The organism is Microvirgula sp. AG722 (genome assembly GCF_003269145.1).
In the GTDB taxonomy this organism is placed as follows: Bacteria; Pseudomonadota; Gammaproteobacteria; order Burkholderiales; family Aquaspirillaceae; genus Microvirgula; species Microvirgula aerodenitrificans.
In genome coordinates, this window is sequence record NZ_QLTJ01000017.1 from 1 (window position 1) to 25,713 (window position 25,713).

The 25,713-nt window shown below is 65.6% G+C and carries 28 protein-coding genes; 18 read left to right on the plus strand and 10 right to left on the minus strand.

Going from position 1 to position 25,713, the window contains the following annotated elements; translation table 11 throughout:
- Positions 1-321, minus strand: a 321-nt coding sequence (locus DFO50_RS19825) for a SpvB/TcaC N-terminal domain-containing protein (RefSeq protein WP_304598482.1), incomplete at its 3' end; no start/stop codon positions are given.
- 359 nt (positions 322-680) lie between these two features.
- Here DFO50_RS19825 and selA point away from each other — a divergent pair.
- From selA to aroC, 8 genes are all read left to right on the plus strand, one after another.
- Positions 681-2,099, plus strand: coding sequence for an L-seryl-tRNA(Sec) selenium transferase (gene selA, locus DFO50_RS15945; protein WP_112692859.1), 1,419 nt, complete (start codon positions 681-683; stop codon positions 2,097-2,099).
- A 13-nt stretch (positions 2,100-2,112) separates the two neighbouring features.
- Complete coding sequence (gene selB / locus DFO50_RS15950) at positions 2,113-4,008, plus strand: selenocysteine-specific translation elongation factor (protein ID WP_112692860.1); 1,896 nt, start codon at positions 2,113-2,115, stop codon at positions 4,006-4,008.
- 58 nt (positions 4,009-4,066) lie between these two features.
- The gene (locus DFO50_RS15955; RefSeq protein ID WP_112692861.1) at positions 4,067-4,942 is read left to right on the plus strand and encodes an NAD(P)-dependent oxidoreductase; all 876 of its coding nucleotides are present in this window, start codon (positions 4,067-4,069) and stop codon (positions 4,940-4,942) included.
- Positions 4,942-5,727, plus strand: coding sequence for a hydroxypyruvate isomerase family protein (locus DFO50_RS15960; protein WP_112692862.1), 786 nt, complete (start codon positions 4,942-4,944; stop codon positions 5,725-5,727). Before DFO50_RS15955 ends, DFO50_RS15960 begins: the two co-directional genes overlap by 1 nt.
- Before the next feature lie 33 nt (positions 5,728-5,760).
- Positions 5,761-6,465: a lytic transglycosylase domain-containing protein gene (locus DFO50_RS15965; protein WP_107888662.1), complete on the plus strand. Its 705-nt coding sequence runs from the start codon at positions 5,761-5,763 to the stop codon at positions 6,463-6,465.
- Between the two features lie 168 nt (positions 6,466-6,633).
- A complete protein-coding gene (locus DFO50_RS15970) occupies positions 6,634-7,002 on the plus strand; it encodes a hypothetical protein (RefSeq protein WP_112692863.1) in 369 nt (122 codons plus the stop codon).
- Positions 7,003-7,082: 80 nt separating this feature from the next.
- Positions 7,083-7,721 carry a 2OG-Fe(II) oxygenase gene (locus tag DFO50_RS15975; protein ID WP_051528990.1) on the plus strand — a complete coding sequence of 213 codons (639 nt, stop codon included), beginning with the start codon at positions 7,083-7,085 and terminating at the stop codon, positions 7,719-7,721.
- A 56-nt stretch (positions 7,722-7,777) separates the two neighbouring features.
- Entirely contained in the window at positions 7,778-8,878 is a 1,101-nt protein-coding gene (gene aroC, locus DFO50_RS15980) for a chorismate synthase (RefSeq protein WP_028499982.1), read from the plus strand.
- On the opposite strand, the gene DFO50_RS15985 is transcribed toward aroC, so the two are convergent.
- The gene (locus tag DFO50_RS15985; RefSeq protein WP_112692864.1) at positions 8,875-9,600 is read right to left on the minus strand and encodes a uracil-DNA glycosylase family protein; all 726 of its coding nucleotides are present in this window, start codon (positions 9,598-9,600) and stop codon (positions 8,875-8,877) included. The two genes, aroC and DFO50_RS15985, sit on opposite strands and share 4 nt — an antisense overlap.
- A 162-nt stretch (positions 9,601-9,762) precedes the next feature.
- Between DFO50_RS15985 and DFO50_RS15990 the strand changes: the two genes are divergently transcribed.
- Positions 9,763-10,101: a putative zinc-binding protein gene (locus tag DFO50_RS15990; RefSeq protein WP_276324998.1), complete on the plus strand. Its 339-nt coding sequence runs from the start codon at positions 9,763-9,765 to the stop codon at positions 10,099-10,101.
- Here the strand turns inward: DFO50_RS15990 and DFO50_RS15995 are convergent.
- Entirely contained in the window at positions 10,029-11,597 is a 1,569-nt protein-coding gene (locus DFO50_RS15995; protein WP_199489870.1) for an exonuclease domain-containing protein, read from the minus strand. The two genes, DFO50_RS15990 and DFO50_RS15995, sit on opposite strands and share 73 nt — an antisense overlap.
- A gap of 20 nt (positions 11,598-11,617) precedes the next feature.
- Here DFO50_RS15995 and DFO50_RS16000 point away from each other — a divergent pair, with 20 nt between their 5' ends.
- Positions 11,618-12,253, plus strand: coding sequence for a histidine phosphatase family protein (locus tag DFO50_RS16000; protein ID WP_028499979.1), 636 nt, complete (start codon positions 11,618-11,620; stop codon positions 12,251-12,253).
- 96 nt (positions 12,254-12,349) lie between these two features.
- On the opposite strand, the gene DFO50_RS16005 is transcribed toward DFO50_RS16000, so the two are convergent.
- Positions 12,350-12,925 (minus strand): phasin family protein, encoded by a 576-nt coding sequence (locus DFO50_RS16005; protein WP_028499978.1) that lies wholly within the window; start codon positions 12,923-12,925, stop codon positions 12,350-12,352.
- 229 nt (positions 12,926-13,154) lie between these two features.
- Between DFO50_RS16005 and minC the strand changes: the two genes are divergently transcribed.
- The 8 genes from minC to DFO50_RS16045 all read left to right on the plus strand — a co-directional run bounded on the left by minC (position 13,155) and on the right by DFO50_RS16045 (position 19,351).
- Positions 13,155-13,874: a septum site-determining protein MinC gene (gene minC, locus DFO50_RS16010; protein WP_036386500.1), complete on the plus strand. Its 720-nt coding sequence runs from the start codon at positions 13,155-13,157 to the stop codon at positions 13,872-13,874.
- 45 nt (positions 13,875-13,919) lie between these two features.
- Positions 13,920-14,732 carry a septum site-determining protein MinD gene (minD, locus tag DFO50_RS16015; protein ID WP_028499976.1) on the plus strand — a complete coding sequence of 271 codons (813 nt, stop codon included), beginning with the start codon at positions 13,920-13,922 and terminating at the stop codon, positions 14,730-14,732.
- A 4-nt stretch (positions 14,733-14,736) separates the two neighbouring features.
- Positions 14,737-15,009 carry a cell division topological specificity factor MinE gene (gene minE / locus DFO50_RS16020; protein ID WP_028499975.1) on the plus strand — a complete coding sequence of 91 codons (273 nt, stop codon included), beginning with the start codon at positions 14,737-14,739 and terminating at the stop codon, positions 15,007-15,009.
- The gene (locus tag DFO50_RS16025; protein ID WP_028499974.1) at positions 15,006-15,926 is read left to right on the plus strand and encodes a LysR substrate-binding domain-containing protein; all 921 of its coding nucleotides are present in this window, start codon (positions 15,006-15,008) and stop codon (positions 15,924-15,926) included. The genes minE and DFO50_RS16025 overlap by 4 nt, the downstream gene beginning before the upstream one ends.
- A gap of 230 nt (positions 15,927-16,156) precedes the next feature.
- Positions 16,157-16,465, plus strand: a complete 309-nt coding sequence (locus DFO50_RS16030) for a hypothetical protein (RefSeq protein ID WP_028499973.1) — start codon at positions 16,157-16,159, stop codon at positions 16,463-16,465.
- Positions 16,466-16,575: 110 nt separating this feature from the next.
- The gene (locus DFO50_RS16035) at positions 16,576-17,994 is read left to right on the plus strand and encodes an MATE family efflux transporter (RefSeq protein WP_112692865.1); all 1,419 of its coding nucleotides are present in this window, start codon (positions 16,576-16,578) and stop codon (positions 17,992-17,994) included.
- Positions 17,991-19,013 carry a UDP-N-acetylmuramate dehydrogenase gene (gene murB, locus DFO50_RS16040; protein WP_112692866.1) on the plus strand — a complete coding sequence of 341 codons (1,023 nt, stop codon included), beginning with the start codon at positions 17,991-17,993 and terminating at the stop codon, positions 19,011-19,013. The genes DFO50_RS16035 and murB overlap by 4 nt, the downstream gene beginning before the upstream one ends.
- A gap of 80 nt (positions 19,014-19,093) precedes the next feature.
- Entirely contained in the window at positions 19,094-19,351 is a 258-nt protein-coding gene (locus DFO50_RS16045; RefSeq protein ID WP_036386498.1) for a DUF2442 domain-containing protein, read from the plus strand.
- A 119-nt stretch (positions 19,352-19,470) separates the two neighbouring features.
- Here the strand turns inward: DFO50_RS16045 and DFO50_RS16050 are convergent, their stop codons facing one another.
- From DFO50_RS16050 to hfq, 6 genes are all read right to left on the minus strand, one after another.
- The gene (locus tag DFO50_RS16050; protein ID WP_028499971.1) at positions 19,471-20,766 is read right to left on the minus strand and encodes an adenylosuccinate synthase; all 1,296 of its coding nucleotides are present in this window, start codon (positions 20,764-20,766) and stop codon (positions 19,471-19,473) included.
- A gap of 25 nt (positions 20,767-20,791) precedes the next feature.
- Complete coding sequence (locus tag DFO50_RS16055; RefSeq protein ID WP_028499970.1) at positions 20,792-21,949, minus strand: ATP phosphoribosyltransferase regulatory subunit; 1,158 nt, start codon at positions 21,947-21,949, stop codon at positions 20,792-20,794.
- Positions 21,950-22,019: 70 nt separating this feature from the next.
- Positions 22,020-22,907 carry a protease modulator HflC gene (hflC, locus tag DFO50_RS16060; RefSeq protein WP_028499969.1) on the minus strand — a complete coding sequence of 296 codons (888 nt, stop codon included), beginning with the start codon at positions 22,905-22,907 and terminating at the stop codon, positions 22,020-22,022.
- A gap of 3 nt (positions 22,908-22,910) precedes the next feature.
- The gene (gene hflK / locus DFO50_RS16065; protein ID WP_028499968.1) at positions 22,911-24,149 is read right to left on the minus strand and encodes an FtsH protease activity modulator HflK; all 1,239 of its coding nucleotides are present in this window, start codon (positions 24,147-24,149) and stop codon (positions 22,911-22,913) included.
- A gap of 38 nt (positions 24,150-24,187) precedes the next feature.
- Positions 24,188-25,285: a ribosome rescue GTPase HflX gene (gene hflX / locus DFO50_RS16070; RefSeq protein WP_036386497.1), complete on the minus strand. Its 1,098-nt coding sequence runs from the start codon at positions 25,283-25,285 to the stop codon at positions 24,188-24,190.
- Positions 25,286-25,429: 144 nt separating this feature from the next.
- Positions 25,430-25,690: an RNA chaperone Hfq gene (gene hfq, locus DFO50_RS16075; protein ID WP_028499967.1), complete on the minus strand. Its 261-nt coding sequence runs from the start codon at positions 25,688-25,690 to the stop codon at positions 25,430-25,432.
- Between the last annotated feature and the right edge of the window lie 23 nt (positions 25,691-25,713).

The following is a 25,713-nucleotide window of genomic DNA, read 5'->3' on the forward strand; positions in this document are numbered from 1 at the left end:
GGGAACCAGCGGTTCGCCATCGGGGCCGACAAACACGTCGTCGTCGTTGTACTGCGGGACGCCGAGGCGGGTGCGACGCTGGATGGTCGGCAGGGTGAGCCGCCAGCCGGTGCCGCAGGGGCCGTTGCCGGCGCCGGCGCTGTAGCCGAGGGTCAGGGCGGGGGTGGATTCGCGGGCGACGGGGAGAGACAGCGGGATGTCGAACGAGACCAGGCCGGCGGCGAGGGTGGGCCCGCTGCCGTCACCGGGGCCGGGAAGGGCGTCGTGGATGGTGGGCAGCGAGGGGAGAGAAATGGTGATGGAGGAAGAATCGGAAAACATGACACTGCACTCCAGGCATCCAGACCATGGCCATACTCTGAATGCGACAAGGGAGTTTATCGGGGAGAGAGGCTCGTACTACGCTGTATTCAGGACTCACATGTACAACAGCAGGTCTGCACATCTGAATGCCATCAACGCTTTATTTTTTATGTCTTCAGTAAAAATTCATAAAATACCGGGACGGCAATATAAAACCATGCGGTTTTATTTTTTAAATTAAATTATTTTCAAACCACGGGTATATAAACCCTTTTATAGAAGACTATGCCTGTTGCGCGATAGACAGCCGACGAATGGGCTTCCCGATGGCACGACTGCTACAATAACGCTCTCAGCGACCCGCCCGCCTGCACCGCATGCCTGACCTCCGCGCCCTGTTCGCCCGCCTTCCCGGCATTGATGCCCTGCTGAACCACGCCGATCTGAATCTGCCGCTGGCCCGGCATGGCCGTGATGCCGTGGTCGCCGCCGCACGTCAGGTGCTGGACGGGGCGCGCGCGCATATCCGCGACCACGCCGTGCTGCCCGCCTGGGCCAGCGACGCCGGTGCGCTGGCGCGACGCATCGCCGCCGACTGCGCCGACCGGCAGCGGCTGGCACTGCGCCCGGTCTACAACCTGACCGGCACCGTGCTGCATACCAATCTCGGTCGCGCCGTGCAGGCGGAAGCCGCTGTCGAGGCAGTCACCCGTGCCATGCGCCATGCCGTCACGCTGGAATACGACCTGGACGGCGCCGGTCGCGGCCACCGCGACAGCGCCATCAGCGAACTGCTGGCGTCGATTACCGGCGCGGAAGCCGCGTGCGTGGTCAACAACAACGCGGCAGCGGTACTGATCACGCTGGCCACGCTGGCGGCCGGCCGCGAAGTGATCGTGTCGCGCGGCGAACTGGTCGAGATCGGCGGGGCGTTCCGCATGCCCGACGTGATGCGCCAGGCCGGCTGCCGGCTGGTCGAGGTCGGCGCCACCAACCGCACCCATCTGCGCGACTACCGCGATGCCATCAGTGCTGATACCGCGCTGCTGATGAAGGTCCATACCAGCAATTATGCGATCGAGGGTTTTACCGCCAGTGTGAGCGAGTCCGAACTGGCGCCGCTGGCACGCGAACACGGCCTGCCGCTGGCGACCGACCTCGGCAGCGGCGCCCTGATCGACCTGTCCCGCTACGGGCTGCCGGCAGAGCCGATGCCGCAGCAGATGATCGCCGCCGGCATCGACGTCGTGACCTTCTCCGGCGACAAGCTGCTCGGCGGTCCGCAGGCCGGCCTGATCATCGGCCGCCGCGACTGGATTGCACGCATCCAGAAGCACCCGCTGAAGCGGGCACTGCGTTGCGACAAACTGTCGCTGGCAGCACTGGAAGCCACGTTGCGCCTGTATCTGGAGCCCGACCGGCTGCCGGATACCCTGCCCACACTGCGCTACCTGACCCGGGCCCAGACCGAGATCCGCGCCGTGGCCGGCCGCCTGCTGCCGGCCCTGACCCTGGCTGCGGGCGAGGCATTCCGGGTAGACGATCAGGCCTGCCTGTCGCAGATCGGCAGCGGCTCGCTGCCGGTGGACCGGTTGCCGAGCTGGGCGATCTGCATCGAACCGCGCGATGGTCGCGGCAAGACGCTGGAAGCCTTTGCCCAGCGCCTGCGCGAGCTGCCCTCGCCAGTGATCGGCCGGCTGTCGGCCGGCAAGCTCTGGCTCGACCTGCGGCTGCTGGACGACGAGGCCGGCTTCTGCGCCAACCTCGCCGCACTGTCCGCCGCGCCCGCCCACTGACCGGACCCGCCCCATGATCATCGCCACTGCCGGACATGTCGACCACGGCAAGACCGCCCTTGTCCGCGCCCTGACCGGCACCGATGCCGACCGTCTGCCGGAAGAAAAAAAGCGCGGAATGACCATCGACCTCGGCTACGCCTATCTGCCGCTGGCCGATGGCCGCTCACTGGGCTTTATCGATGTGCCCGGTCATGAAAAATTCCTGACCAATATGCTGGCCGGTGTCGCCGGCATCGACTATGCGCTGCTGATCGTCGCCTGCGATGACGGCGTAATGCCGCAGACACGCGAACACCTGGCCATCCTGCATCTGCTCGGTCTGACCCGGGCCAGCGTGGTGCTGAGCAAGCGTGATCTGGTCGACGACGCCCGCCACGCCGAAGTCGCAGCGGAAGTCCGCGCCCTGCTGGCGCCGACACGGCTGGCCGACAGCCCGCTGTTCACCGTCGCCAGCCTGGACGGCAGCGGCATCGACGCACTGCGCGACCATCTGGTCGGCCTGCCGGCCAGCCAGTCGGCGCGGGAAACGCGACGTTTCCGTCACGCCATCGACCGCGCCTTCACCCTGACCGGCAGCGGGCTGGTAGTGACCGGCACCGCTTTCTCCGGGCGGGTCGCCGTCGGCGACACCGTCTGGCTGACCGGTCGCAACCGGCCGCTGCGGGTACGCAGCCTGCATGCACAGAACCGGGCAACCGACAGTGCCCATGCCGGCCAGCGCGTGGCGGTCAACCTGGCCGGTGATGTCGAAAAAACCGATATTTCACGCGGCGACTGGCTGCTGGCCGCCGCACCGCCCGCCGCCACCGACCGGGTCACCCTCCGCCTGGATGCATCGCTTGATCTCGCCACGCCGCTGGCGCACTGGCAGACAGTGCATGTCCATCATGCGGCCAGCCACGTGACCGGCCGCATTGCGCTGCTGGACCGCATCGCCCTGCCCCGCGGCGAGTCGGCGCTGGCCGAACTGGCGCTCGACACGCCACTGCATCTGGCCGACAACGACCGGCTGATCCTGCGCGACGCCAGCGCCCGCCAGACCCTGGCCGGCGCCACCGTCATCGAACTGGCCCCGCCCTCGCGCGGCAAGCGCACCCCGGCCCGGCTGGCCGCGCTGCGCGAACTGGTGCAAGTCATTCACGACGACAACGATACCCTGCGCTGCCGGGCACAGACCGGCGCCGTGTCGCTGACCGACTTTGCCTGGGCGCGCCAGCTCGATGCGCGACAGCTCGCGACCCTGCCTGCCCTGGCCGGGCTGAAAGTCACCGGCCGCGACAACACCGGCAACGCCTATTCGCCGGCCCACTGGCAGGCGCTGCAGGAACGGGTCCTGAGCCGCTTGCAGGCCCTGCATGACGCCCAGCCGGACCAGCTGGGCGCCGGACGCGGCCGGCTGCGCCGGCTGGCGGTGCCGACCGAGACCGACGCTGCCGCCGATGCGCTGTTCGACGACCTGCTGGCCGACGGCCGGCTGCAGATGAGCCGCGGCTTCCTGCACCTGCCCGGCCATGTGCTCAGTTTCGATGCCCGCGAGACCGCTGACTGGGCAAGGCTGCAGCCATGGCTTGGCGACGGCTGGGAACCGCGCTGGGTGCGCGACCTGGCCGGTGATGCCGGTCTCGACGAGGCCGGCGTGCGCCTGCTGATGAAGAAAGCCGCCCGGCTCGGTCATGTCACCGCCATCGTCCCCGACCGCTACTACCCGAGCCAGACCATCGAGCGGCTGGCCGCCATCGCCAGCGAACTGGCCGGAGAACAGGGTCAGGTCGACGCGGCCAGCTTCCGCGACGCCATCGGTGTCGGCCGCAAGCTGGCGATCCAGATCCTGGAGTTCTTCGACCGCAGCGGCTTCCTGCGCCGCCAGGGCGACGCCCACCGGCTGCGCGACACGCGGCTGTTCTGATCCGCCGGCCGCGAGCGACGTCACCGTCACCTTCCGCATTGCCAACAGGAGAGCCTGCATGAAAACACTCGCCTTTATCGGACTGGGCCTGATGGGCCAGCGCATGGCATCCCGGCTGCTCGACGCCGGTTTTGCCCTGACCGTATGGAACCGGGATCAGACCAAAACAGCCGCGCTGGTCGCGCGCGGCGCACGCCTGGCCGCTGACCCGGCGGCAGCCGCGCAAGGCGCCGATGCCGTTCTGCTGTGCGTATCGGACACGGCGGCCGTTGAGGCCGTGGTTTTCGGCGCCAGTGGCGTGGCCGCCGGCATCGCCGCCGGCACCCTGCTGGTCGATTTCTCCAGCATTGCCCCGGATGCCACCCGCGACTTTGCCACACGCCTGCAGCAGCAGACCGGCGCCAGCTGGATCGATGCGCCGGTCTCCGGCGGCACCGGCGGCGCCGAGCACGGCACGCTGGCGATCATGGCTGGCGGCAATGCGGCGGCCATCGAACGGCTGGCGCCGGTCTTCGCCCCGCTGGCGGCACGCGTGACCCGCATGGGAGAAGTCGGCGCCGGCCAGGTCACCAAGGTCTGCAACCAGTTGATCGTTGCTGCCAACAGTTTGCTGATCGCCGAGGCGGTCGCGCTGGCCGAGCGCGCCGGCGTCGATCCGGCCCGGCTGGCGCCGGCGCTGGCCGGCGGCTTTGCCGATTCAAAACCGCTGCAGATCCTTGCCCCGCGCATGGCCAGCCACACCCATGAACCGGTGCAGTGGAAAGTGGCGACACTGGAAAAAGACCTGGGCAATGCCATGGCGCTGGCCGCATCCTGTCACAGCCCGGTGCCACTGGCCGGCCAGGCGCTGGCGCTGATGCGCCGCCACGCCGAAGCCGGTCAGGCCCAGTCCGACCTGTCCACCGTGATCGACCTGTACCGGAGCCTGCACTGATGCCGCATTTCGCCGCCAATCTGTCCATGCTGTTTACCGACCGCCCGCTGACGGCCCGCTTTGCTGCCGCCCGCGCGGCCGGTTTCGACACGGTGGAGATCCAGTTTCCATATGAAGTGCCACTGGACGAACTGCTGGCCGCACGCGATGCCGCCCGGGTGGCGGTCGTGCTGATCAACCTGCCGGCCGGCGATCTGATGAACGGTGGCGACGGCATCGCCGGCGTGCCGGGACGCGAGGCGGAAATCGATGCCGCGCTGACCGTGGCACAACCTTATATAGCCGGACTGGGCGTGCGTTTCGTCAACGTGCTGGCCGGCCGTCTGGCGGCCGGCATCCGCCGCGAACAGGCGCTGGACACGCTGGTCGCCAGCCTGGTGCGGGTCTGCCGCGCCCTGGCGCCGCTCGGGGTGACTGTGACCTGCGAAGCGATCAATCCGTACGACATGCCGGGCTACCTGATCAACACCGTCGACGACATGCTGATGCTGAAACAGCACGTCAATGAGGCGAATTTCGGGGTGCAGTTCGATGTCTACCATATGGCGAAACAAGATTTCTGCCCGCTTAAGCTGGTGAAAAAACACATTCAGCATATCGACCACATCCAGTTCGCCGATGTCCCCGGCCGGGGCGCGCCCGGCACCGGTACGCTGGACTTCCCGGCCCTTTTCACCACCCTTGACCAGCTGGGCTACCGGGGCATCACCGCGGCGGAATTCAAAATGCATGATGAAAATTTCATGGCATTTGAATGGATTTCATCAGGAAATTCATCGGGTTGACCGATCCGGTTTTCGCCACTAGAATCCAACCCCATGATTTTCAAGAGATTAATTTGTCATACTTTGAGAGCCCTGACATTAGCTAGCTTTCTGCTAGTGACCTTGCCTTCGCAAGCCGCCATGTACGGCTATGTCGATGACACAGGGCGTGTCCATGTATCCAGCCAAAAAATCGACGAACGTTACCAGTACATTCCGCCCGGCCAGACCCTGAGCGCCACGCGCCCGGTCAACCGGATTACCCACCCGTACAACATCAAGCCGGCCAGACCGGTCACGCCGAGCCCGGCGCGGGTCGAGCGCTACCGCGACATGGTCGAGGAAGTCGCCGCCCGTTACAAACTCAACCCCGACCTGCTGCACGCGATCATCAGCGTGGAGTCCGGTTACAACCCCAAGGCACTGTCCAATCGCGGCGCGCACGGCCTGATGCAGGTCACCCGTTCCACGGCACGCCGCTTCGGCTCGGAGCAGCCGATGGACCCGAGGCAGAACCTCGAAGCCGGCGCCCGGTACATCTCCTATCTGCTGAAGATGTTCGACAACCGCCTGACCCTGGTCATCGCCGCGTACAACGCCGGCGAAGGGGCCGTCAAACGCTACAACGCCGTCCCGCCGTATGCGGAAACCCGGCAATACGTCGCCAAGGTGCTGGCCACCTACGCGGCAGCCAGCATGGACGACAACGGGGCGGCAGCACCTGCGCCCCGCCTGGAAAAAGCCGCCTTCAACGGCTAGCGGCCTGACGGCGATCCGCCGCCACGGCCGGCCATTCAAGACCCGCCCGGCGCCGCCGATGACATTGGCACGCCGGGCGGCTTTTTTGTCAGCCATGCCCGGCGCCCTTGACGGAACGGCGCCGCCGTACCGTAATGTCGGCTGACCTCTCCACCACTACAGTCCTCCATGTCCGTTCTTGCGCGTACCGTTCTGCTCGCCAGCCTGCTTTTCGCGCCATCGCTGGCGTTTTCTTCCGATCCCGTCCCGCTGAAGGGCCATGCCAGCGTCAGCGGCAAACTCGGCGGCCACCAGGTCCGCGACTATGTATTCACCGGCAAGGCCGGCCAGCCCGTGCGCATCACGCTGTCCGGCTCGCCGAATGCCTACTTCCTGCTGTGGGAGCCGGAGCACCAGGCCATGAGCGTGTCCGAGACCCGCGACTGGTGGGGCAAGCTGCCGACCGACGGCAAATACATGATCCGGGTGTTCGTCTACCGTACCGCCGCCGAGCGCGGCAAATCGGTCAGTTACCGGCTGCGTCTCGGCACGCGCTGAAGCAATTCGCACGCGGCGCCCCGTCTCGTGTTATCACTCCGCCTTTCCGCTGAAATCGCCGTACGAGGAGTGACACGCCCATGGAGCCGCTCGCGCTCGCCACGCCCCGCGTGACGAGTCTTACCCAATGCATCGACAGCGTCGCCGACAACGGCTGGGCCCTCTGGCCCGGTTTTCTGTCTGCCGACGACACTGCGGCCCTGGCCGCCCACACCCTTGCCGTCCATGCCGACGGCCATTTCCACCGCGCCGGCGTCGGCCGCGCCAGCGGCCTGGCGATCCGCGAAGGCATCCGCTCCGATCAGGTGCTGTGGATTGACGACGCCCCGCCCCACCCCGTTCTCGACCACTACCGCGAGCAGATGGACCAGTTGCGCGAGGCCATCAATCGCGCGCTGTACCTTGGCCTGTTCGATCTCGAAAGCCACCTGGCGGTCTATCCGCCCGGCAGTGCCTACGAACGCCACCTCGACCGCTTCCGCGACGACGACCTGCGCACGCTGACCGTAGTGCTGTACCTCAATCCCCCCGACTGGCAGGACGACGACGGCGGCCACCTGCGCTTCTGGGCCGGCGGCCCGGACCTCGAACCGATCCATATCCGGCCGGCAGGCGGCACGCTGGCAGTGTTCCTGTCCGACCGCTACTGGCATGCCGTGGAGCCGGCCCGGCGCACGCGGCTCAGCGTCACCGGCTGGTTTCGCCGCCGGCCGGTCTGAGCGGGAGCCGTGCTAAACTCGACGCCTTCCATATTGCACGCTTACGGGAACGCACCATGTCGGGTAACAGCTTCGGCCTCTTGTTCACCGTTACCTCGTTCGGCGAATCGCACGGACCGGCAATCGGTTGCGTGGTCGACGGCTGTCCGCCCGGACTGGCGCTGACCGAGGCCGACATCCAGATCGAGCTGGACCGCCGCAAGCCCGGCACCAGCCGCCATGTGACCCAGCGCCGCGAGCCGGACACGGTGGAAATCCTGTCCGGCGTCTTCGAGGGCCGCACCACCGGCACCCCGATCGCGCTGCTGATCCGCAACCAGGACCAGCGCAGCAAGGATTACGGCAATATCGCCGACACCTTCCGCCCCGGTCACGCCGACTACACCTACTGGCACAAGTACGGCATCCGCGACCCGCGTGGTGGTGGCCGCAGCTCGGCGCGTGAAACCGCCGTGCGCGTCGCCGCCGGTGCCATTGCCAGAAAGTGGCTGCATGAACGCTACGGCATCGTGATCCGTGGTCACATGACGCAGATCGGCGAACATCACATTCCGTTCCGCAGCTGGGACGAAGTCGGCCAGAACCCGTTCTTTGCGGCCGACAACAGCGTGGTTCCGGCTCTGGAAACCTATATGGACAGCATCCGCAAATCACTGGATTCGGTAGGCGCACGACTGCGGGTGGTGGCGGAGAACGTGCCGGTCGGCTGGGGCGAGCCGGTCTTTGACCGCCTCGACGCCGATATCGCCCATGCCATGATGGGCATCAATGCCGTCAAGGGCGTGGAGATCGGCGCCGGCTTCGATTCGGTTACCCAGCGCGGCAGCGTGCATGGTGACGAGCTGACACCGGACGGTTTTGCCAGCAACTACGCCGGCGGCATTCTCGGCGGCATCTCGACCGGCCAGGACATCGAGGTCAGCATCGCCATCAAGCCGACCTCCAGCATTGCCCAGCCGCGCCGCTCGATCGACAAGGCCGGCCATCCGGTCGACATGGAAACCCACGGTCGCCACGATCCGTGCGTCGGCATCCGCGCCACGCCGATTGCCGAGGCCATGCTGGCGCTGGTGCTGATCGACCACGCGCTGCGCCATCGCGCCCAGTGCGGCGATGTGCGGGTGGAGACCCCGCGCATCCCCGGTCATATCGCTTAGTCGCCAGTCCAGATTCCCTGCCCGACCAGCTGCCGCTCGGCCGCTGCGAACCAGCCCCGGTTCGCAGCCGGACTGGCCGGGCTCGGGTGCAGGATCTCGCCGATGCGCAACGCGCGCCCGGCCAGCGCCTGACGCGCCCGGTCGGCGGCAAAACGCCCGACGCCCACGACCCAGTCCGGCCCGGTCGCGTCGACCACGGCACACAGGTGTATGTCGCAGGCCTGGAATAACGGCCCCCTCTCGGCGCTGGCCAGCTTGTCCGGGGTCAGGTTTCGCGCCCCGACGCTGAACAGCAGCGGGCAATAGTTGACCACGAAGTGATCGGCAAAGAAATTTTCGGCCCGACCGAAACGGCTGGCGAATCCGCCCCACAGCCGCCGGCCACTGACCTCCGAACGCGGGCAGGCAAAGCCGTCGACCGGCCGCAGCGGCGACACCTCGGCCGGGCGCAGCACCGCGGCCTCGATGCCGAGCCAGTCGCGTACCATGCCGACCTCGCCGAACGGCACGCCGGTCTGGGTCATGCCCCAGGGTCCCGGGTTCATGCCGAGAAACAGCACGCGCTTGCGCCCGCCACCGTAGCGGCGCACATAGGCGGCAAACGGCGCCCACGCATAGTCGAGCGGATCGTAGACCTGGGTGACCGGGGGCGGGAAGCGCATGGCGTCAACCCGTTCGCGCAGCCGCACGGCGGCGGCAAGTTGCTGTTCGATGCTGTCCATGGCGACCAGTATGCCGCGCCTCGTCCGAATGAACGATGCCGCCCTGTCCGTTTGGGTGATATCCGCCGGCGGCAAACGCCGCCTAAGCTGAAAGGCATGACAACGCCCCCACCCCGACCCCCATTGGTTTACGCCTGTTCCGGCTGCTCCAGCGCAGCGCAAATGGCCAATCACTTCGCCCTGCGCCTGACCCGCGACGGTCTGGCCGAGATGTCGTGCATCGCCGGCGTTGGCGGCAATGTTCCCACCCTGCTGCGCATCGCCCGCTCCGGCCGGACGATCCTGGCACTGGATGGCTGTCCGCTGCACTGCGTCAGCGGCTGCCTGTCACAGGCTGGCGTCAGCGCCGACCGCCACCTGACACTGTCCGACTTCGGCGTGGTCAAGCGCAAACATCATGACTTCGACCCGGCCGAAGCGGACCGTCTCTATCCGCGTCTGGTCGATGAAGCGGTCGCACTGACAGCGGCCCCGCCACCGGGCACGACCGGCGACGACTGAGCCGTCTCCTCCACCGCAACGATCCGCGTCTCCGCCGGCGCCTTGCGGAACAGCGCCAGCAGCAGCTTGTAGATTTCGGCATCGAAAGGCGCGGCCAGTACCGGTACGGCCTCGCCCGGGCGGAAGCTGCCGAGCAGGCGCCAGTGGTCGAAACGGTGCGCGATGCTGTCGCCACTGACCGGATCGGCCTCGATCACGTCGATCGCCCCCGGATACGGCCAGCTTTTCAGCTTCAGCTTGCCCAGCGCCTTCAGCAGGCGGGCGTTGAAGTGCAGTGCCGGCTCGCGGCCGAGGCAGGTGCCCTTGCAGCGCCCCTGCCCGTATCCCCCGCACGGCCGGCCGGTACGCAGCGTCTCCAGGCCAAGCCGTGCCTGACACAGCTGATAGGCATCGGCCAGCTGCACCAGTGCCCGGCTGGCTTCACGGGAAGAACGGAACACCCCGTACAGCGATTCGGTCCGGGAAAAATCCACGTCATCGCTGCTGACCGGCACCGGTCGCAGAAAACCGCCATCGACCGTATCGAGCCGGAACGACACCAGCCCGCCGGCGTGATGCACATTGTGCAGCGGTGCCCGCTGCCGGATCAGCCGGATCTGCAGCAATTGCGCGCCAAATTCGCCAACCGCTTCGTGCCAGTCGATACGGGCCACCGGCCGGTTGAAGCGCGGCATCCGCCCCTTGCCGCGAGACGCGGCAAAATGCGCCAGCACCCCGCTGCGCAGGTTCGCACTCTTGCCGACATACAGCAGCGTGTCATCGTCGGCGTGGAACAGGTAGGCACCAGGCACGTCCGGCAAGGCATCGGCCACATCGGGATCGATGCCGGGCGGCAGGTCCGGCGACAGGGCCTGGGCATGCGTGGCGGCCAGCACCACGTCGCGGCCAAGCTCGCGCCCGGCCGCCTCGAGGAACACCCGCACCGCCTCGGCATCGCCCAGCGCACGGTGACGCATGCCGGGTGGCACATCGATGCCGAAACGGGCGATCAGGCTGTCGAGGTTGTGCTTGAAATGCTGCGGGTACAGCGCACGCGACAGCTTGACCGTGCACAGCTGGTCGGCATGAAAGCGCAGACCGACCCGCCTGAATTCATTTTTCAGGAAGCCGTAGTCGAAACGGGCGTTGTGCGCGATGAACAGGCGACCGGACAGGCGTTCGAGTACCTCGTCCGCCAGGGCGGCGAACGGCGGCGCATCGGCCACCATGCGGTCGGAAATGCCGGTGATCTGCTCGATGAACGGCGGAATGGGCTGGCCGGGATTGACCAGCGACGACCAGCGTTCCACCCGCTCGCCGTCGACGGCGATCAGGCCGATTTCGGTGATCCGGTCACGGGTGATGTGGCCGCCGGTGGTTTCGAGGTCGACAATGACTAAGGGACGATCTAGCACGAGGAACAGACGGATGGATTCGGAAAAAAGCGAACGCGCAGCGAGCGGAGAGTCCGCCGGAATGAAGTAATGGATCGCTATTCTAACCGACAGCGACGCCACGGCTTGCTACCATTCCCCCCATGCTGAATTCAACCAGACTGACTTTTGTGCGCCACGGCGAGACGGCATGGAATGTCGACCATCGCCTGCAGGGGCACCTGGACATCCCCCTCAACGACACCGGCCGCGCCCAGGCGCAGCTGACCGCCGCCGCACTGGGCGACGAAGCGTTCGACGCGCTGTACTCCAGCGATCTCGGCCGCGCACTGGACACGGCGGCACCGCTGGCCGAACGGCTGGCGCTGCCGGTCACCCCCGACCCGGCACTGCGCGAGCGCCACTTTGGCGCGCTGCAGGGCCTGCGCCCGGCCGATGCCGAACACGAGCACCCCGAACTGTGGCAGCGCTATCGCGGCCGTGCGCTGGACTGGGTGCCACCCGGCGGCGAATCGCTGGCCGACTTCGCCGCCCGCATCCACACCCGGCTGGAAACGCTGGCCAGCCAGCACCACGGCCAGTCGCTGCTGCTGGTGACCCACGGCGGCGTGCTGGAAGTCATCTACCGGCTGGCTACCTCCACCCCGCTGGCCCTGCCGCGCGACTTCCCGATCCCGAACGCCGCCATCTACCGCATCGAACGCCACCCGGGCGGCTGGCGGCTGCTCGGCTGGGCCGAGCGCCCGCACCTCGAGCAGGCGCGCGACGAGATTCTCTGAGCGGCAGACGATAAAAAACCGCCGTGAGAAAAGCTCACGGCGGTTCTTGCTGTCCATCAACCCCACTGCACTGGCGGCGGGGTTTTGACTTCAGACTCAGGCGGCAGCGCTGCCCGAGGCCTTCTTGCCGGCGCGGTTGACGGCAGCGGAAGCAGCCTTGGCCGACGAGGTAGCGGCTTCGACACCGGCTTCGGCCAGCTCGCTCGACACCTTCTTGGCGGTGCGCGACAGGCTGTCGTAGGCGGCGGTGGCGCTGGTGATCGCGTTCTTGGCGATATTCACGGCAGCGTCGGAACCGGCCGGGGCGTTCTTCGAGATATTGTCCAGCGAGGCGCAAACCAGCTTGTTGAAGTCCAGAATCTGTTCTTCAATGAAGCTTTGCACTTCGTTCTGGGTTTCCACGGCGGCGTCGTACACGCTGCGGGCGGCGCCGAAAACCTGTTCGATACCCGGCTGGGCCAGGGTCGCCTGCACTTCGGCCAGCGCCTTCGGGTCCTTGGCGGAAGCCAGGGTCTTGGCGGTCGAAGCCTGTTCAGCCAGCAGCTTCTTCGACAGTTCGAGTTGCAGGGCGGCGAAGCGCTCGGCGCTGGCCAGCACGATCGAGGACAGGCGCAGTGCGCGATCCAGTTGGTTTTTTTGCAGGTCTTGCAGGCGTTCGGTTTGATTGAACATGGTGTATCTTCCTTCCGGCATTGGTTTGAACTTCTTCTTCCGCTGCCAGCGCCTTATGGTGCACTGCAGCAACACCGTGAATTTATGCAAGACCGGCCCGCTTGTCAAACTTTTTTTGTGCACTGCACAATGACGAATGACGGCATCTTGACGGTTCCGTGGAAAACACGTCGAACAGCAGGTAAACTCGCGCCATTCAAAAGCTTTTGTCCGTCGCCATCGACGCATCATGAACGCCAATCCAGCGCACGCATTCGACATAAAATCCGCCCGTTTGAACCTGCTGGCGGTCCGGCTGAAAAGCCCCCGCCTCGACGAGCTGGAACTTGACCTCAGCACCCGCTTCGCCAACGGCTCGCCGTTCGACGGCGAACCGGTCGTGTTCGACCTTCCCGCCGACGGTGCAAACGCCATTCGCTACGACGAACTGGTCAGCCTGTATGCCCGCTATGGCCTGAAGGCAATCGGTGTGCGCGGTGCACCATCGGGACTGCGCGGCGCGCTGGCCCAGGCCGGCCTGATCGCCTTTTCCGGTTCGGACAGCGACGACGAGCCGCACCCCCAGCCACCGGCCCAGGCAGAAGCACCGGCCGCCGCCGCACCCAGTGCGCCGCCGTCGACGCTGATCATCGACCGGCCGGTCCGTGCCGGCCAGCAGATCTACGCGAAAGGCGGCAACCTGGTGGTTCTGGCCATGGTCAGTGCCGGCGCGGAAGTGATCGCCGACGGCGACATCCATATTTATGCGCCACTGCGCGGCAAGGCACTGGCCGGTGCCCGCGGCAATATTGCCGCGCGCATCTTCGTGCAGGCAATGGAAGCGGAACTCCTGTCCATCGCCGGCATCTACCGCACCATCGAACAAGCGTTGCCGGCCTCCATCGCCGGCAAACCCACTCAGATATTCCTGGACGCAGACAAACTGGTCATGCAGCCATTGGCCGCCTGATTGCAGGCGCCGAATATCGCCCGATATCATCGACAGGGGAAATACGTGGCCAAAATCATCGTCATCACGTCCGGCAAGGGCGGCGTCGGCAAGACCACTACCAGCGCAAGCTTTGCAAGCGGCCTTGCCCTCAAGGGGCACAAGACGGCCGTCATCGACTTCGACGTCGGCCTGCGCAATCTCGACCTGATCATGGGTTGCGAACGCCGCGTCGTCTATGACCTGATCAATGTCGTCAACGGCGAAGTGTCGCTGAATCAGGCGCTGATCAAGGACAAGCACTGCGACAACCTGTACATCCTGCCGGCGTCGCAGACGCGCGACAAGGATGCGCTGACCGAGGAAGGCGTGGAAAAGGTCCTGAACGACCTGGCCGCCGACGGTTTCGAATACATCGTCTGCGATTCGCCGGCCGGCATCGAGCGCGGCGCGCTGATGGCGCTGCACTTCGCCGACGAAGCGATCATCACCACCAATCCGGAAGTGTCGTCGGTGCGCGACTCCGACCGCATCCTCGGCATTCTGGCCGCCAAGTCCCGTCGCGCGATCGAAAACCGCGAACCGGTCAAGGAACACCTGCTGATCACCCGCTACACGCCGGCGCGCGTCGAGCGCGGCGAAATGCTGTCGGTCGATGACGTGAAGGAAATCCTGCGCATTCCGCTGATCGGCGTCATTCCCGAGTCGCAGGCGGTCCTGCAGGCATCGAACCAGGGCACGCCGTCCATCCACCTGTCCGGCACCGATGTCTCGGAAGCCTACAAGGACGTGGTCGACCGTTTCCTCGGCGCCGACAAACCCATCCGTTTCCTGGACGCACCGAAGGTCGGTCTCCTGAAACGCCTGTTCGGAGGCTGAACCCATGACACTGATTGAACGCCTGTTCGGCAAGCGCCAGAAAACCGCGGCCATCGCGCGCGAGCGACTGCAGATCATCCTTGCCCACGAGCGCAGCGGTCGCGGCACCGACAAGCCGGACTACCTGCCGGCGCTGCAGGCCGAACTGATGGCCGTCATCTCCAAGTACGTGCAGGTGTCGCAGGAGGACATCAAGGTCCAGCTCGAACGCCAGGACAACCTGGACGTGCTGGAAGTGAACATCGTGCTGAACGAGCCGCAACGGCCAGCGGCATGACCCTGACCGAGCTCAAGTACATCGTCGCCGTCGCCCGCGAGCGCCATTTCGGCCGTGCAGCGGCCGCCTGCTTCGTCAGCCAGCCGACCCTGTCCATCGCGGTCAAGAAGCTGGAAGACGAACTGGGCGTGACGCTGTTCGAGCGCGGCTCCGACATCAGCGTGACCGATATCGGCCGCCAGGTGGTCGAGCAGGCCCAGGTCGTGCTCGAACAGGCCGCCGTGGTCAAGCGCATCGCCGGCGAGCGGCAGAACGAGCTGGTCGGGCCGCTGAAGCTCGGCATCATCTTCACCATCGGCCCGTATCTGCTGCCTAAGCTGATTCCGGCACTGCGCCACGTCGCCCCCGACATGCCGCTGTACCTGGAAGAGAACTACACGTCGCGGCTGGCCGACATGCTGAAAAGCGGCGAGATCGACGCCGCCATCGTCGCCGAGCCGTTCGATGAACCGAACATTGTCACGCTGCCGCTGTACGACGAACCTTTCGTCATCGCCACGCCGAAGGACCACCCGTGGGCCGACCGCGATGCGATCCAGCCGCACGAGCTGGCCAACGAGGCCGTGCTGCTGCTGACGCAGGGCAACTGCTTCCGCGATCAGGTGGTTGAAGTGTGCGACCGCCATGCCGAGCCGGTTCCCGGCGGCCACCCGCTGTCGCAGGCCCTGTCCGGCAGTTCGCTGACCACCATCCGCCACATGGTCGCCAGCGGCGTCGGCGTCACCGTGCTGCCGGCCACCTCGGTCAGCGCCGCCGACAACGAGCTGCTCTGTATCCTGCCGTTCGCCGGCCAGGCGCCGACGCGCCGGGTCGTGGTCGCCACCCGCAAGCACTTCCCGCGCATGGGCGCCATCCACGCCCTGGCCGACGCGGTGCGCAGCAGCGGACTGGAAAGCGTCACCATGGTCGGTGACTGACCAGTGGTACAGTTGAAGTCAGTCAAGGTTATTGACGTCCGGGCTTGACGCGCAGAAAATAACTTTCGCAAACGGCATGCCGTTATGCATTTTCCAGGGGGAACCGCCTGCGCTTGATGACGGTTCCGTTTTTACCGCGCCGATTTAACGACAACTTGCGGGGCGCATTCAAATTCCGCTAAAGCGTCCCCCGGGTCGCACCGGGTGCGCTGTGTCGTCGGAGACATGCCATGTACGATTGCCAGACCGACGCCGCCATTGAGTTCGGCCATTCCCCTTCCCCGACAGCCCCGACCCGCTCGGCCCTGTGCGGCGACCTCTGTTGCCGCCCGCTGGCCAATGCCACGCCGCAGGACGTCCTGACGATCGCGGACCTCGCCCTCTCTCTCGGCTATCGCGTCAACCGCCAGCAACCCGCCTGCCTGACCATTCTTGCCGTCCGCCTCGACGACGCGCTGCGCCTCAATGCACGCTTCGGTGACCGCTTCGTGGTCAGCGGCGAGATGAACGCCCCCACCCCCATCCGCGTACCGGGCTGAGCCCGGCGCCCTGACCGGCAAGGACACCGGCGCCCGCCGTGGCGCCGGCGCAGCCCTGGCCGAGTGCGATATACTTCGCGTTCTGTCCTCTTTCTGATACGGCCCCCGGAATGCGCATTGCCACGCTGTTCTCCCGTCGTCACGAGGCGCGGGCGGAAGCGTCCGCGCTAACCCGGCTGGCAGTACCGATGATGATCGCGCAGATGGCACAGGTCGCGACCGGCTTCGTCGACACGGTCATGGCCGGCCAGGTCAGCGCCAACGATCTCGCCGCCGTCTCGATCGGTTCCAGCATCCTGATCACCGTGTTCATCACCCTGTCCGGGGTGATGGTCGCGCTGAATCCGGTCGTCGCCCACCATATCGGTGCCCGGGCACCGGAAAAAATCGGCCCGTCGGTGCGCCAGGGCATCTGGCTCGCACTCGCACTCGGCCTGTTCGGCATGACCATCCTGTTTGGCGTGCAGCCGTTCCTCGGCGCCCACCTCGGACTCGACGCGGCCGTCACTGACAAGGTCAACGGTTTTCTGACCGGTGCCGGTCTCGGCGTGCCGGGCGTGCTGCTGTACCGCGCACTGCATGCCTACTCGTCCAGCGTCAACCGCACCAAGCCGATCATGATCGTCAGCCTGTGTGCGCTGGCGCTGAACATCCCGCTCAACTACATCCTGATCCACGGCCTGTTCGGCTTTCCGGAACTCGGCGGTGCCGGCTGTGGCTGGGCCACCGGGGCGGTATTCTGGTTCAGCTTCATCGCGCTGGCCATCCATACCCGGCTGGCGGCCGCCTACCGGCCATATCGGCTGTGGCAGCGCTTCGAGCGCCCGGACCCGGCCCAGCAACGCCAGTTGCTGCGTATCGGGGCACCGGTGGCGTTCTCGTATTTTCTGGAAGTCAGCGCCTTCACCTTCGTCGCGCTGGCCATTGCCAAGCTGGGTGCGGTCACCGTATCCGGCCACCAGGTGGTGATCAACTTCTCCAGCCTGATCTACATGATTCCGCAAAGCCTGGCGACTGCGCTGACGGTCCGTGTCGGCCAGGCACTGGGCCATCAGGACCCGCAGGCGGCACATTTCCGCAGCGGCGTCGGCATGGTGGTGGCGCTGCTCTGTGCCTGTGCGACATCGCTGTGCGTCCTGCTGCTGCGCGAACCGATCGCCGCCATGTACAGCAACGATGCGCGCGTGGTCGCACTGGCGGCCTCGCTGCTGCTGTTCGCCGCGGTATTCCAGCTGTCCGACGCCGCGCAGACGGCGGCAGCCGGCGCGCTGCGCGGCTACAAGGTTACGGCACGGCCGATGGCGGTCCACCTGGTCGCCTTCTGGGGCGTCGGGCTGGCCGGCGGGGCCTGGCTCGGCCTCGGCCATGGCATCGTGCTCGGGCTGGAGCGGCCGATGGGCGCGCACGGCTTCTGGCTGGCCCTGACCATCAGCCTGACCCTGGCTGCCATCCTGCTGAGCTGGATGCTGGCCCGCGTCAGCCATGATGCCCTTCCCGCCCCCGGACATTTGCAAAAGGTTTCCGCATGACCCTCCTCGCGCAGCACGACGTCGCGCTGGCTCCGTTCACTACCTTCGGCGTGCCGGCCCAGGCCCGGCGCCTGGTCCATGTCAGCGACGAGGCCGCGCTGGCCGCACTGCTGGACGACGACGCCTTTCGCCACGGACCGAGGCTGGTGCTCGGCGGCGGCAGCAATGTGCTGTTCACCCGCGACTTTCCCGGCACGGTCGCCCGCATCGAGCTGAAGGGCATTGCCGTCATCGACGATCAGCCGGACACAGTGCAGGTCCGTGTCGCCGCCGGCGAAATCTGGCATGACTTTGTCCGTTCCGCGCTGGCCCGCGGCTGGTTCGGGCTGGAAAACCTGAGCCTGATTCCCGGCACGGTCGGTGCCAGCCCGGTGCAGAACATCGGCGCCTATGGCACCGAAGCGGGCGAACGGATCGTGCAGGTCGATGCGGTGGAGATTGCCACCGGCACCCTGCACCATTTCGACCATGCCGGCTGCCGTTTCGGCTATCGCGACAGCGTGTTCAAGCGCGAGTGGAAGGACCGGCTGATCATTACCGCCGTGCATTTCCGTCTCAACCGGCATGCCTCGCCCCGCACCGGCTATGGCGACATTTCCCGTGAACTGGACGCCGCCGGCATCGTGACGCCAACGCCGCTGGATGTGTCGGATGCGGTGTGCCGCATCCGCGCCGCCAAGCTGCCCGATCCGGCGCGGCTGGGCAATGCCGGCAGCTTCTTCAAGAACCCGGTGGTGACGCAGGCCACGGCGGACCGGCTGCATGCCGCCCATCCGGGCCTGGTCAGCTATCCGCACAGTGCCGGTCTGGTCAAGCTGGCCGCCGGCTGGCTGATCGATCATGCCGGCCTGAAGGGGCTGGTCCGGGGCCAGGCGGCGGTCCATGACCGCCAGGCCCTGGTGCTGGTCAATCGCGGCGGAGCCAGTGGCGAGGAGGTACTGGCGCTGGCCCGCCATGTGCAGCAGACCGTTCGCGATCGCTATGATGTAGAAATAGAACCGGAGCCAATCATTCTTTAGTGCCTTGCCGCCGCTGTGCGGCAAGCCAGATGCGGATACAATTCAGACTATTCCAGTCGCAATCCACAGGGACACCGCCCATGACAGCCAAGCTCACCAAAGTGCTCCCTCTGACCGGCAAGCGGCTGATTGTCGGTTTTGCGGACGGGGTCAGCGCGACGGTGTGGCTGGACCGGATCGACGGCCCGCACGATGAACGTTTTGCCGCGCTGGTCGATACGGCCCTGTTCCGCGCGGCACGCGTCGACAACGACCGCGTGGTCTGGCCGAACGGCGCCAGCCTGGCCGGCGAGCTGTTGTACGCGCAGGCGACACGGCGACCCCACACCGGCTCGTAGCAGGCATCCCCGCAGCGGCATCGCCTGTCGATCGGGCCTGCTGCAGTGCCTCGCCACGGTGAACATCACAACGCAGAACGCCGCCTTTTCAGGCGGCGTTCTGCATGTCCCGGCGGTGCTTACGCGCCGAACGGGTGACGCAGCACGATGGTTTCCGCGCGGTCCGGACCGGTCGAGATGATGTCGATCGGGGCTTCGCAGATTTCCTCGATGCGCTTCAGGTAAGCGCGTGCATTGGCCGGCAGGTCCTCGAAGCGCTTGACGCCGAAGGTCGAGTCGGTCCAGCCGGGGATGGTTTCGTAGATCGGCTCGCAGCCGGCCACGTTTTCCGAGCCGAACGGCAGGATGTCGTATTCGACGCCGTCCTTGCGATAGCCGACGCACAGCAGGATTTCGTCCATGCCGTCCATCACGTCGAGCTTGGTCACGCACAGGCCGGATACGCCGTTGATCTGGATCGAGCGCTTCAGCAGCGCGGCATCGAACCAGCCGCAGCGGCGCGGACGGCCGGTGACCGAACCGAACTCGTTGCCACGCTTGGCCAGGAAGGCGCCAACATCATTGCACTGCTCGGTCGGGAACGGGCCGGAACCGACGCGGGTGGTGTAAGCCTTGACGATGCCCAGCACGTAATTGAGCATCTGCGGCGCCACACCGGCGCCCGGCGAGGCCGCACCGGCCACGCAGTTCGACGAGGTCACGAACGGATAGGTGCCGTGGTCGATGTCCAGCAGCGTGCCCTGTGCGCCTTCGAACAGGATCGGTTTGCCGGCCTTGTTCATTTCATACAGCGTGCGCGACACGTCGGCCACCATCGGCTTGATGCGCTCGGCGTAGGCCATGGTGTCGTCCAGGGTCTTCTGGAAGTCGACCGGCTCGGTCTTGAAGTATTCCTTCAGCAGGAAGTTGTAGTAAGCCAGGTTTTCGCCGAGCTTGGCGGCAAAACGTTCCGGGTGGAACAGGTCCTGCACGCGGATCGCGCGACGCGCGATCTTGTCCTCGTAGGCCGGGCCGATGCCGCGACCGGTGGTGCCGATCTTGTTCTCGCCCTTGGCGGCTTCACGCGCCTGGTCGAGTGCAATGTGGTACGGCAGGATCAGCGGGCAGGACTCGGAGATCTTCAGCCGGCTGGCGACATCGATGCCGGCAGCCTGCAGTTCGTCGATTTCCTTCAGCAGCGCTTCCGGCGACAGCACGACGCCGTTGCCGATAAAGCAGTTGCGGCCGGCATGCAGGATGCCGGACGGGATCAGGCGCAGAATGGTCTTCTTGCCATTGATGACCAGCGTGTGGCCGGCATTGTGGCCGCCCTGGAAGCGCACCACGCCTTCAGCGTGGTCCGTCAGCCAGTCGACGATTTTTCCCTTGCCTTCGTCACCCCATTGGGTGCCGATCACGACGACGTTCTTGGCCATAGTTACCTCTCGAAACTCAAATTCATCAATGGGTGGAAGGCAGCGGCACAAGCTGTGCCACGCCGTCGATCAGCGTCAGGGCACGGTCGCAATGCAGCGCCTCTGCGGATTCGTGCAGGTAGTCGATGACGACCACCTCGCCTGCCTTGCGCAAACGCGCAGCTTCTTCGGCCAGTTGCGGCAGGTCGTCCGCCGCCAGGCGGATGCCCTTGGACGGATTCTGCTGCGGCAGGATGCGGATCAGGTCGCGCAGGTCCAGACTGAAACCGGTGGCCGGGCGAGCCCGGCCGAAACGGCGGCCGACATTGTCGTAACGACCGCCACGGGCCAGTTCTTCCGCCCAGCCTTCGGCATAGGCGGCGAACATCAACCCGGTATGGTAATGCGTACCGCGCAGTTCGGTCAGGTCGAATGTGACCCGGGCCCGGCCGGCAAAGGCGGCAGCAACGCGTTCCAGGTCATCCAGTGCCGCACGGATCGCCGGGAGTCCCGGCAGCGAAGTGCGTGCCCGTCTGACTGCATCCGGCCCGTACAGTTCGGTCAGGTGACGGAAGGCGGAGCGGAACGGCTCGTGCACGTCGACGGTCAGCGCCGCGACCGTGGACGTGTCCTTGCTCTGGATGGCCGAGAACAGCTCGTGCTCGAAATCGCCGTCGAGCTGCGCCTCGCGCACCAGTGCCCGGTACAGACCAAGATGACCCAGATCCAGCGTGACATCGTTCACGCCGACCTGCGCCAGCGACGACAGCATCAGGTCGATGACTTCCAGGTCGGCCGCCAGCCCGTAACAGCCGTACAGCTCGGCACCGAGTTGCAGCGGTTCGCGCGAGCGGGTCAGACCGGTCGGGCGGGTATGCACGATGCTGCCGGCGTAGCACAGCCGGGTCGCGCCGTCGCGATGCGCCAGCAGATGAGCGTCGATGCGCGCCACCTGCGGCGTGATGTCGGCGCGCAGGCCGAGCTGGCGCCCGGTCAGCTGGTCGTCGAGCTTGAAGGTCCGCATGTCCAGTGCCGGGTCGGCATGGGTCAGCAGCGCCTCCGTGTATTCGATCAGCGGAGGACTGACGAGCTCGTAACCGTAGGTCCGGTACAGCTCCAGCATCCGCGCCTTGGCCGACTCCACCTGCCGCGCAGTAGCGGGCAGGATGTCGGCGATGTATTCAGGAAGCAGCCAGGTATGCATTAGTTTTTTACACGTTAAAAGGCGGGGGACGATCCCCCCGCCTTGCCGACCCGAACCGGCGTCGCTCGAATTACTTCTTCGCGCCGCCAGCCGAAGCCTTCGGATCCTTCATGTACTTGAAGAAGGCCGAATTCGGTTCCAGCACCATCACGTCGCCCTTGGACTTGAACGACTGCTTGTAGGCATCCATGCTGCGGTAGAACGAATAGAATTCAGGATTCTTGCCGTACGCGTCGGCATAAATCGCGGACGCACGCGCATCCCCTTCGCCTTTCGCCACCTGGGCCTGCCGGTAGGCATCAGCCAGGATGACTTCGCGCTGACGGTCAGCGTCCGCCCGGATGCGTTCAGCATCCGCTGCCCCCTCGCTTCGCAGCTGGCTTGCCACCGTGCGACGCTCGGACTGCATGCGATCGTAGACCGACTGGGAGATTTTATCCGGAAAATCGACGCGCTTTAAGCGGACATCCAGAATTTCCACACCAATCTTGCGGGCATCGACGTCGGCGCGCTTGCGCACGATCTCCATCACCCGGTCACGCTGGCCGGAAATCACGTCGGCAACGGTCTTCTGGCCGAACTCGGCGCGCAGTCCGTCGTTGATGGTCTGGCGCAGACGGGCCACGGCCGCGCTCTCGTTGCCGCCCACCGACTTGTAGAACTGCTCGACGTTGGTCACGCGCCATTTGACGAAGCTGTCCACCAGCACGTTCTTCTTCTCGCGGGTGTTGAACAGCTCCGGCGTGTCCGAGTCGATGGTCTGGATGCGGCGGTCGAAGTAGCGGACGTTCTGCAGCAGCGGCACCTTGAACTGGATGCCCGGCTCCTTCACGACACGCATGACTTCGCCGAACTGGAACACCATCGCATACTGGCGCTGGTCGACGATGAACAGCGACATGCTCAGCAGCAGCAACGCGGCGAGGACGGCGATAACACCAGGAATGAGTCTGTCCATCGCTTATTGCCCCCCTTCCTGGTTACGACCGCGACGCACGTCGCGGCTGAAATTGCGGCCGTTCGCCCCTTCGTTTGCCTGCGGTACCGCTTCGGCCTCGGCCGACGGGGTACCGGCGGCCTGCGGCCGGTTGCCGGCGGCGGCCGGCGCTTGCGGGTTGGTCATCTGCATCAGCTTGTCCAGCGGCAGGTACAGCAGGTTCTGGCCACCCTTCTGGTCGACGATGACCTTGGTGGTGTCCTGCATGACCTTCTGCATGGTGTCGTAGTAAATGCGTTCGCGCGTCACCGCCGGCGCCTTCTGGTATTCGCCCAGCACCGACTTGAAGCGCGCGGCCTCACCCTCGGCGTTGGAGATCACGCGCTGCTTGTAGCCCTGCGACTCTTCCAGCAGGCGGGTGGCAAGACCCCGCGCCTTCGGAATGACGTCGTTCGCGTATGCCTGGCCTTCGTTGCGCAGTTTTTCCTTGTCCTGGCCCGCCTTGACGGCGTCCTCGAACGCGGCCTGCACCTGCTCCGGCGGCTGCACGTCGTTGATGTTGACCTTGGCCACCCGGATGCCGGTGCCATAGCGGTCAAGCATCGCCTGGATCACCTGCTGCGTTTCGGCGGCAATCTGCCCCCGGCCCTCGTTCAGCACGAAGTCGACCTTGTTCTTGCCGACCACTTCGCGGATCGCGCTCTCGGTCACCATCTTGACGACATCCTTGCCGTCCTTGTCGGTGAACACGTTGTTGAAAAGGAAGGCGCGCGGGTCCTTGACGTCGTACTGGACCGACAGCTGCACGTCGATGATGTTCTGGTCTTCCGTCAGCATCAGCGATTCTTCGAGCACGCGATTCTTGGCGTTGCCGCGATAGCCGATCTCGACCGAACGCACTTCGGTCAGGGTGACGATCTCGACTTTCTCGAACGGATACGGCAGATGCCACTGCAGGCCGGAATCGGTGATGCGGTTGAAGCGACCCAGCTGAAGGACCACCCCTTCCTCACGCGCGTCGACCACGTAGAAGCCGCTGGCCAGCCACAGCGCCACCAGCACGCCGCCAAGGGCCAGCACGCCACCCTTCATCGCGCCACGCGGGGAGCGCGGCGCCGAGGGGCCGCCGTTGTCGTCGCCACCTCCCTTGCCGCCCAGTATGCGGGACAGCTTGTTGTTGAGGTTGCGGAAAAGCTCGTCGAGATCGGGCGGCCCGTCATTGCCGCGCCGACCTCCGCCCCGTTGCGGGTCGTTTTGTGCCATGGGATCGGGGTCCGGGTTCTTGATGTTTGAATACGCTGTCAGTATGTGGGGGCGCTTGCGCATTCGACAAGCGCAGCCCGCAACAGCTCCAGGCCTTCGCCGGTAAGCGCGGAGACGCGAACGGCAATGATACGCCCTTGTTCGTCCCGCTCGATGTCGGCCGGCAATCCCTTCAGATCGCACTTGTTCCAGACCAGGAGCTGAGGTACGCCATCGGCGTCGATTTCCTTCAGCACTTTGTTGACTTCGGCGATCTGCATGTCACGGGTATCGCTGGCGCTGTCGACCACATGCAGCAGGAGATCGGCTCTGACCGTCTCTTCCAGCGTGGCCTTGAACGCAGCAACTAGCGAATGGGGCAGATCGCGGATGAAGCCCACCGTATCAGACAACACTACACTTAGCTGCTCGTTAAGGTAGAGCCGACGGCTGGTGGTATCCAGTGTCGCGAACAGCTGATCGGCCGCATAGGCGCGCGCCTTGGTCAGCGAATTGAACAGCGTCGACTTGCCGGCATTGGTATAGCCGACGATGGAAACGCTGAACACGCCGCCGCGCTCGCGGCCGCGCCGCTGCACGTTCCGCTGCCGTTCGACCCGCGCCAGGCGGTCTTTCAGCAGCTTGACCCGTATGCCGATCAGACGGCGGTCGGTTTCGAGCTGGGTTTCACCCGGCCCGCGCAGGCCGATGCCGCCCTTTTGCCGTTCCAGGTGGGTCCAGCCGCGCACCAGGCGGGTCGCCAGGTGGTTGAGCTGGGCCAGTTCGACCTGCAGCTTGCCTTCGTGGCTGCGTGCGCGCTGGGCGAAGATGTCCAGGATCAGGCTGGTTCGGTCGACCACGCGGCATTCCAGCAAGCGTTCCAGGTTGCGCTGCTGTGCCGGGGACAGTGCATGATTGAAGATCACCACATTGGCGTCGTGCGCCTTCAGCGCCATGCCGATTTCCTCGACCTTGCCCTTGCCGGCAAACAGGGCCGCATCCGGTCGCTGTCGCTTGCCGATTACCACGTCGCGCACATCGACACCGGCCCCCTTGACCAGCTCGACACATTCCTCGACGCCTTCGGCAAAATCCGGCTCGCCAAAATTCAGACACACAACTACTGCGGTATCACCAAAATCAGGACGGTCTAACACGAATAGGGATCGCTTTCAGCTATGACAAAATGCAGACGGCCGGCAATCGCCGGCCGGTCGGACAAAAGGCAGACGGGGGAAGCGGCTCGTTGACGGGCACCGGTCCATTGCCGGCTACCCCCGCCTTCCCCGCGCCGTCGCCGGTCAGGCGTCCTGCGGGGCAGCGCCGGCCGGGGTGTGATGCTCGTGCGGAATGGAGACCGGACGTGCGGGCACCACGGTCGAGATGGCATGCTTGTACACCATCTGGGTCACCGTGTTTTTCAGCAGCACGACATATTGATCGAACGACTCGATCTGCCCTTGCAGCTTGATGCCGTTCACAAGATAGATGGACACCGGCACGTGCTCTTTACGCAGCACGTTCAGAAACGGGTCTTGTAGCATTTGCCCTTTGGTGCTCATTTTTGATCTCCGATTTTACTTAA